Raw genomic sequence first — 8332 nt, 5'->3', positions numbered from 1 at the left:
ATTTTCTGGCGGGAGCCCCGCACCTCGGATTGCATCCGAGGCTATCGACTGCCATCGCTTCGCGATTCTTAGTGGCATAGGCTTCCAGCCTGTGAGAGTAGCTCCGCTGTCCCAGCCGAGACCTGTAAGGCCTGGCCCCCTCACCCCCGAAGCCTGACTCGCTTGGGCTCGCCAGGCTGCGGGGGAGAGGGGAGTAAACGATCCTTTTCGTACGCCGAATCTTTTCGTACGCGGAACCTTTTCGTACGCCGAATCCGGCGGCGTTTGCGAATCTGGAATCTCGAATCTGCTGACTCCGGCGGATGCTATGGTTGACGTGCGAAGATTGGGCGCAGCAGCCACGGCAGTGGCGACATGCGGTAGCCCCAGGCGCGAGCCTGGGGTGCCGATACTCACACCCGATGAGAGTCCCGGAGGGACGGCATGAGTTCGGTGCGATCCTTCATGTCGCCCTTCCAGGGCTTTCGCTTGTATGTATTCCGTTTCCCCAGGCTCGCGCCTGGGGCTACCACAGACAATCGCTCCGCGATTCGAGAACGTTCGTTCCCGTACATAGATTCCGCCGGAGTCAGGAAATCTCAAATCTCGCCCCTCGCCACTCGCTTCTCGCCACTTACACCCATTCTTGTTTGGTGGGTTTGATGACGATTTCCGGTACATGGGCTCGCGGTGGCAGCTGGCAGATCGTGACGACCAGGGCGGCGATGTCTTCGGGCTGGAGGATCGAGTCCTTGTGCTCCTGGCTGACCGGCGACGGGCGGTTGTCCAGGATCGGCGTGTTGACTTCGCCGGGATAGACGTTGGTGATCCGCACGCCTTCCTCGCGGACTTCGTTGGCGACCGCGGTGCCCATCGCCGTCATCGCGAATTTCGAAGCGCAGTAGACCACGCCGCCCAGCGAGATCGCTCGTTTGCCCGCGATCGAGGAGATGTTGATGACCAACCCGTCGCGACGCTCGCGCATCTCGGGCAGCACTTGGTGCATGCAGTAGTAGGCGCCCGAGGCGTTGATCTGCAGTACGCGGTCCCAGTCCGCCGGGTCCATGGCGGCCATCGAGCGGTTGACGATGTTGATGCCGGCGCTGTTGATCAGGATGTCGACCTGGCCGAGCTGCGCTCGGGCGTGGGCGAAGAAGCGGGCGACGCTGTCGCGGTCGGCGACGTCGATCACGTGGCCCTGGAGATCGCCATCGGTCGCGGCGACCAAGGCGTCCAAGGGGGCTTGCCGGCGACCGCCCACCAGGACGCGGCAACCCGCCGCCGCCAAGCCGCGGGCGATGCCCGCGCCGATCCCCGTGCCGCCGCCGGTGATGACGACGCGTTTTCCGTTGAGATTTGTCATTGGTTGGTTATTCTCCGAACGGGGCGGGTTCGTCTTGCAGTTCGGCCAGGGCGTTGGCGGCGGCTCGCTGTTCGGCTTCCTTTTTGTTTCTGCCCCAGGCCGGGGTGAATTCTCGTTCGCCGATCATCGCCGAGACGCGGAAGGTTTTGCTGTGGTCCGGTCCGGCTTCGGTGACCAGGCGGTACACCGGCGTACTGGACAGCTCCTTCTGGGCCAATTGCTGGAGGGCGGATTTGTAGTTGCTGCCCTGCCCTTCGATCGACTCCCGCACCGGTTCGGCCAACCAGCTGCGGATCAGCGGGCGAACTTTATCCAGCCCGCCGTCGAGGTACACCGCGGCGACGATCGCTTCGAAGACGTCGCTGATCAACGACCGCGGGTAGCTGCGATTGCGGATCACGCCCTTGCCCACGATCAGGCACTCATCGAGCCGCATTTCGCGAGCGACATCGCCGCAGGTCTGACGGCTGACCACCGCCGATTTGATCTTCGTCAGTTCCCCTTCGCTGCTCTCGGGGTGTTCCTGGTACAGCCATTCGCAGACGACCATCCCCAGGATCGCGTCGCCCAGGAATTCCAGTCGTTCGTTGCTGGCCAGCCGGGTCGACGCGCCCGAGGCATGCGTCAGGGCCTCGAGCAGGAGGCTGCTATCGCAGAACCGGTAGCCGATCCGCTCCTGGCAGAGCTGGATCTTGGCTTCGTAGTCCAGATCCGGGGCTTCCGGATCGGTATCGATGAGGTTCGCCCGCTCCACATTGTGCGACAGCGGCGATTCGGGCTCGTTCACGCCAGGATCCGATCAAATACAAGGCAGGGTGTCAACAAACGAAGGGAGGGATTGAAGCCGCGCATCGTGGCACCTACCAACAGCTCCCTATAAAAATGGTCGGTTTCCCGCCCGGTTGCAACTGGTCGCAGCCTACGAAATACGGCTCGCCGGGCGCAAAGCCGCGAATGCATAGGCGTCACAACCCGCGAATCCGGCATGCATCTGGCGAATTTCGCCCAAACCTGCTAGTTTTCTGAGAGTATTCAACGAACCTCAATCAATACCGCCGGAGGAATCCGCCACGTGTCCGCCAAACAAAGCTATCTCTTTACCAGTGAATCGGTCAGTATGGGGCACCCCGACAAGCTGGCTGACCGAATCAGCGACGGGATCCTGGACGCGCTGCTGACCCAAGACCCCGACAGCCGCGTGGCTTGCGAAACCATGGTGACCACGGGCATGGCCATCGTCGCCGGTGAGATTTCCACCAAAGCCCAAGTGAATTACTCGCAAATCGTCCGCGATGTGATCAACGACGTGGGGTATACCGATGATCACATGGGCATCTGTGGCGACACCTGTGCCGTGATGGTCAGCTTGGACGCGCAGAGCCCCGATATCGCGATGGGCGTCGATGCGGGCGATAGCAAAGACGTCGGGGCCGGCGACCAGGGGCTGATGTTCGGCTTTGCGTGCAAGGACACGCCGGAGCTGATGCCCCTGCCGATCGCGCTGTCGCACCGGATCATCAACCGCATCACCGAGGCTCGCAAGAACCAAGAAGTCGATTGGCTGCGGCCCGACAACAAAGCTCAGGTGACCGTCGAATACGATGGTTTTACGCCGGTCCGCATCGATACCGTGGTGGTCAGCACCCAGCACAGCCCGGACGTCGATAACGAGACGATCCGCGACTTTGTGATCAACAAGGTGATCCTGCCGTCGTTGCCGGCGGAGCTGAACAAGGGCGACATCAAGTACCACATCAATCCGACGGGCAAGTTCGTGATCGGCGGGCCGCACGGCGATTGCGGTTTGACCGGCCGCAAGATCATCGTCGACACCTACGGCGGTTGGGGACGTCACGGCGGAGGCGCCTTCAGCGGCAAGGACAGCACCAAGGTGGACCGCAGTGCGGCGTACATGGCCCGCTACATCGCCAAGAACATCGTCGCCGCCGGATTGGCCAGCCGCTGCGAAGTCCAGTTGGCGTACGCGATCGGCGTCAGCGAGCCGGTCAGCGTGCACGTCGACACGCAGGGCAGCGGCACGATCGACGACGCTCGCCTGCGTGAGTTGATCCGCGAGCACTTCCCGCTGACCCCGGCCGGGATCATCGAGCACCTGCAGCTGCGTCGTCCGATCTTCACCGCCACCACCGCCGGCGGTCACTTCGGACGCAGCGAACCGGAGTTCTCTTGGGAACAGACGGACAAAGCCGAAGCGTTGGCCGAAGCGGCCGGTGCGACGGCGGAAGCCGTGTAAGGCGTGGAAACGACGATGCGTGTGGCGTGGTTGACGGACCCTCACCTCAACCACGCCTCAGCCGTTTCCTGGGACAGCTTGATCCGTTCGATCGAGGCGAGCTCGCCCGATGCGTTGGTGAGCTCGCCCGATGCGTTGGTGGGCCCGCCCGATGCGTTGGTGGGCCCGCCCGATGCGTTGTTGTTGACCGGCGATATCTCCGAAGGCGAAGACGTCGTCTTCCAGCTGAACCGGTTGACGGCCGCGCTGGCCGGACCCATCTATTTCGTGCTGGGCAACCACGACTTCTACGGCGGATCGGTGGCTCGCACCCGGAGCCGGATGGTCGAGGTTTGCGGCGCCGAATCGCGACTGGTGTACCTGACCGATCAATTCCCGGTGGCGCTTTCGCCCGGAGTCGGCCTGGTGGGCGATGATGGCTGGGGCGATGCGACGATCGGCGACTACGATCACTCGCCCGTGCGGCTGGCCGATTTCCAGCACATCGACGATTTTCGCACCGAACCGTCCGAACATTGGCAGCGGCGTTTGCAGGCCCTGGGCCAGGAGTCGGCCGATCGGCTGCGGCCCAAATTGCGGCAGGCCTGCGAGCGATTTCGCACCGTCGTCGTCGCCACCCACGTGCCCCCGTTTCGCGAAGCCTGTTGGTACGAAGGCCAGACGACCGATGACCTGTGGGCGCCATTCTTTGTCTGTGGCCACTTGGGAAAGTTGCTGATGGAGTTTGCCGAGCGGTACCCCGAGCATCGCTGGTTGGTGCTGTGCGGCCACACCCATCACGGCGGCGTGGCTCACCTGCGCGATAACCTGACCGTGGTGACCGGCGGCGCGGAGTACGGCCAGCCGCGGTTGACCGGCCTGATCGATGTCGATGGCGAGACGTGTCGCTGGAGCGTGGCCGAGTGAACAAAGCATTGATAACCGGGATCACCGGCCAGGACGGCAGCTACTTGACGGAGCTGTTGCTGGACAAGGGCTATGAAGTCCACGGGTTGGTGCGTCGGCAGAGCAGCACCAAGCGGCGGCGGCTGGACCATCTGTTCGCCAATCCGGAGATCTACGGCCGCCGGTTGCATCTGCACTATGCGGACCTGGACGATCCGACGACGATCCGCCGGATCCTGGTCGCGGTCGAACCGGACGAGCTGTATCACCTGGCCGGCCAGAGCCACGTCGGCGTGAGTTTCGAGATCCCCGAATCGACGTGCGACACCACGGCGATGGGGACCCTGCGGTTGTTGGAGATCATTCGCGACCTGCCGCACCGGCCGCGTTTGCTGCAGACCAGCAGCAGCGAGATCTTTGGTCGCCCCGAATCGGCTCCGCAGTGCGAAGCGACGCCGCATCGACCGGTAACGCCCTACGGCGTGGCCAAAGCGTTTGCCACGGACATGGTACGGGTGTACCGCGAGTCGTTCGATTTCTTTGCCTGCAACGCGATCTGCTACAACCACGAATCGCCGCGGCGCGGGGAAAGCTTTGTGACGCGGAAGATCTCGCGCGGTGTCGCCGCGATCGCGCGGGGCGAGACCGATCACTTGGTGCTGGGCAGTCTGGATGCCCAGCGGGACTGGGGCTATGCGCCCGAGTACGTTGCCGGGATGTGGCGGATGCTGCAGCACGACACGCCGGGCGACTACGTCCTGGCGACCGGCCGCAGCCACAGTTTGCGAGATTTTCTGGAAGCCGCCTTCGCGGTGGTGGGCCGCGATTACGAGGCGCACATTCAAACCGACCCCCGCTTCGTGCGGCCCGCAGAAGTGCATCGCTTGGTGGGCGACCCCCGCAAAGCGGCCGAGCACCTGGGCTGGAAAGCCGAGACGGACCTGGAAGAGCTGGCCCGGATCATGGTCCAGCACGACCTGGCCAATCCCAGTGTGTGAGAGTGGCATAGGCTTCCAGCCTGTGAACCAAGCTTCGTAGCTGAACTCGCCGGGGTTTGGTTGATGGTTGATGGTTGTTGGTTGTTGGTTGTTGGTTGTTGGTTGTTGGTTGTTGGTTGTTGGTTGTTGGTTGATGGTTGATGGTTGATGGTTGTTGGTTGTTGACCACGAAGGGGCGTGGAACGTGCGGCCCAGCGTCCCATCTAGTCCCGAAGGGACGGCAGGAGATGCGGTTGATCAGGGGGTCCGCTTGCGAACGCATGTTTGCACCGGAGTGTCCCCCTCACCCCCGACCCCTCTCCCCCACAGCTTCACTCGCTGACGCTCGCGGCGCTGCGGGGGAGAGGGGGGAAAGAAATAATTGCGTCTACCTCGGATTGCATCCGAGGCTATCGACTGCCATCGCTTCGCGATTACTCGCCATTAGCGATGGCCAACAACCATCAACCATCAACGAACAACGAACAACGAACAACCATCAACTAACAACTAACAACTAACAACTAACAACTAACAACTAACAACTAACAACTAACAACCAACAACCGCCTACCGCTTGCTGCTTAGGTATTCCTTCATGCGGTCGACGTAGCCGCCGTGGCTGTGGTCGCACTGGTCGATCGCGGCTTGGTAGGTCTGTGGGTCTTCGTCGATCCAGTCGATGATGTTCATGATCTTCAGCGAGGCGTAGGAGTCGTCGCGAAGCAACTGCTTCCAGGCGGACCTGGCGTCCGCTTGCTGGCCGCCTCGGAACATGATCCAGCCGGCCATCGCGCGGACGTGGTCCGAGTCGTCCTGCTTCATCCGCTGGGCGATGGGGTCGAGATCGATGTCTCCTTGCTCTTGCAGGTGAAACAAACCGACCACGGCCCAGTAGCGTACGGCGTCGTCGTCGTCGTCCAGGGCCGCGTACAGCTCGTCGCGGTCGTCGGCCGTCGGTGCGATCGCGGTGGCGGCCAGCTGTTGATAGCGCCGCAGGTCGTACCGAGCGGGATCGCGGACCAGGTCGTAAATCGTCATGTCCGCCTGTTCGGCTCGCCGCACCAGTTCGCTCTCGGGCATCAAGGCGGCGTCAAAATGTTTCTCTTGCCACCGGTCGAGGGCTTTGCGCAATCGCTCGACGTCTTCGGCGTAGCGTGGATCGTCGATCAGGTTGTGGACGTTGTCCGGGTCGACCGTCGTGTCATACAGTTCCTCGGCCGGTTTGGTGCCGAAGAAGCGACCGGTGATGGCGTCGGTTTTGCCGGCCAGGTGATGCTGCTCCCAGGCCTGGGTGGCTTTCATGTTCCACAGGTAATTCAGGTGTTGACCCCAGGGAGCGTAGGGCATGTAGTTGCGGACATAGAGGAACCGCCGGTCGCGGATCGCCCGCACGTTGTCACAGCGTTCGTCCATCCGAGCTCGGAAGCTGACGTGGTAATCACGCGACTCTTTGCGCGGGCCCAGGAAGACTTTGCCCTGCAGGTACTCGGGCGTCTCGGCACCGCAGATGTCCAGCCAGGTTTTGGTCATGTCGATAAAGCTGACCAGGTCATCGATCTTGGTGCCCGGCTGGGCTGGACGCAGATGCGCAAACCGCTCGGGGATGCGGATCACCAGCGGGCAGTGCGTGCCGCTGTTGAAGAGAAAGCGTTTGCTGCGCGGCAGCACGCCGCCGTGATCGGAGTTGTAGATGACGATCGTGTTATCGGCCAATCCGGCGGCCTCGAGCTGGTCGAGCGCCCGGCCGATGTCGGCATCCATCTTCTTGATCTGGTCGTGGTAGTGGGCGTAGTTCTGGCGGATTTCGGGCACGTCTGGATGGTACTTGGCCAGCCGCACGTTGTCGGCCGAATGGTCGGTGTTGTCGACCGCGCCGAACGCTTTGGATTCGTGTGATTTGGTGTTGTTGACCACCATGAAGAACGGCTGTTGTTTTTCGAGCGTCTGCCAGTCCAGTTTGCTGGTGTCCCACGGCTGCTTGTCGTCGCGGCCGCCGATGTTGTAGTCCGTCTTGCGAGCGTTGCCGACGTAGTAACCGGCTTGCTTTAGGAGGTCCGGATAGTAGGCGATGCGGTCGTGCGGGATCGGGTAACGGCTGCGCATCGGATGGGTTCCCATCGACAGCGCGTGCACGCCCGTGATCCAGGTGCTGCGCGAGGGAGCACACACCGGCGCGTTGGCGTAGCAGTGCATGTACTGGAAGCCTTCGGCGGCCAGTGCATCGATGTTGGGCGTTTCGGCGTGGGGATTGCCATAGCATCCCACCCAGTTGACGTTGTTGTCTTCGCAGGTCAGCCAGAGGATGTTGGGCCGGTCCGCGGCCGTGGCCGTGGTGCTGGCGGCGACGGTGGCGAGGAAGGCCGTGAGGATTGTGCCGAGGATGATTGGGATGGGGAGTTTCATGGCTGGTTGTTCGTTGTTGGTTGATGGTTGTTAGTTGTCGTAGCTGAAGTCGCCAGACTTTGGACGTAGTGGAGGAAAGGTGAGTTGCGAGTTGCGAGTTGCGAGTTTAGGCGTGAGCGATTCGAGATTTGCTGACTTTAACGTAATCGATGTGCGACGCGGGACGGTCACATGCCGTGTTTTCTCCCCTCTCCCCCGCGGCGCCGCGAGCGTCAGCGAGTGAAGCAGTGGTGGGAGAGGGGCCGGGGATAAGGGGGCTCAGGTGCAACGGGATGATTCATGGCGTACAATCAGCAGGGCCGTGCACCAAAGCGAGATACGGCCGTGGTGCTGCTCTGCATTCCCCCTCACCCCCGACCCCTCTCCCCCGAAGCCTGGCTCGCTTAGGCTCGCCAGGCTTCGGGGGAGAGGGGAGAAAACTTTTCTTGTAACTGTTCACGGATCTCGCAGCGTGTGCGAACCGAATGT

The 8332-nt window shown here is 62.3% G+C and carries 6 protein-coding genes; 3 read left to right on the top strand and 3 right to left on the bottom strand.

The window, feature by feature from the left end; translation table 11 throughout:
• Positions 1–613: 613 nt before the first annotated feature.
• Both GE027_RS22055 and rnc read right to left on the bottom strand, forming a co-directional pair.
• On the bottom strand, positions 614–1342 hold the full coding sequence (locus tag GE027_RS22055; RefSeq protein WP_153559396.1) for an SDR family oxidoreductase: 729 nt from the start codon (positions 1340–1342) through the stop codon (positions 614–616).
• A 7-nt stretch (positions 1343–1349) separates the two neighbouring features.
• Positions 1350–2129 carry a ribonuclease III gene (rnc, locus tag GE027_RS22050; RefSeq protein ID WP_153559395.1) on the bottom strand — a complete coding sequence of 260 codons (780 nt, stop codon included), beginning with the start codon at positions 2127–2129 and terminating at the stop codon, positions 1350–1352.
• A 285-nt stretch (positions 2130–2414) separates the two neighbouring features.
• Here rnc and metK point away from each other — a divergent pair, with 285 nt between their 5' ends.
• Genes metK through GE027_RS22035 form a run of 3 tightly spaced genes read left to right on the top strand, consistent with a single transcriptional unit; the run spans position 2415 to position 5479 of the window.
• Positions 2415–3596: a methionine adenosyltransferase gene (gene metK / locus GE027_RS22045; protein WP_261344079.1), complete on the top strand. Its 1182-nt coding sequence runs from the start codon at positions 2415–2417 to the stop codon at positions 3594–3596.
• Between the two features lie 15 nt (positions 3597–3611).
• Positions 3612–4502: a metallophosphoesterase family protein gene (locus GE027_RS22040; protein ID WP_153559394.1), complete on the top strand. Its 891-nt coding sequence runs from the start codon at positions 3612–3614 to the stop codon at positions 4500–4502.
• Positions 4499–5479, top strand: a complete 981-nt coding sequence (locus GE027_RS22035; protein ID WP_153559393.1) for a GDP-mannose 4,6-dehydratase — start codon at positions 4499–4501, stop codon at positions 5477–5479. The genes GE027_RS22040 and GE027_RS22035 overlap by 4 nt, the downstream gene beginning before the upstream one ends.
• Before the next feature lie 549 nt (positions 5480–6028).
• Here GE027_RS22035 and GE027_RS22030 read toward each other — a convergent pair.
• Positions 6029–7864, bottom strand: a complete 1836-nt coding sequence (locus tag GE027_RS22030; RefSeq protein WP_153559392.1) for a sulfatase family protein — start codon at positions 7862–7864, stop codon at positions 6029–6031.
• Between the last annotated feature and the right edge of the window lie 468 nt (positions 7865–8332).

It is taken from the genome of Roseimaritima sediminicola (assembly GCF_009618275.1).
GTDB classification, from domain to species: Bacteria; Planctomycetota; Planctomycetia; order Pirellulales; family Pirellulaceae; genus Roseimaritima; species Roseimaritima sediminicola.
This window is presented reverse-complemented; position numbering and strand designations above follow the sequence as displayed.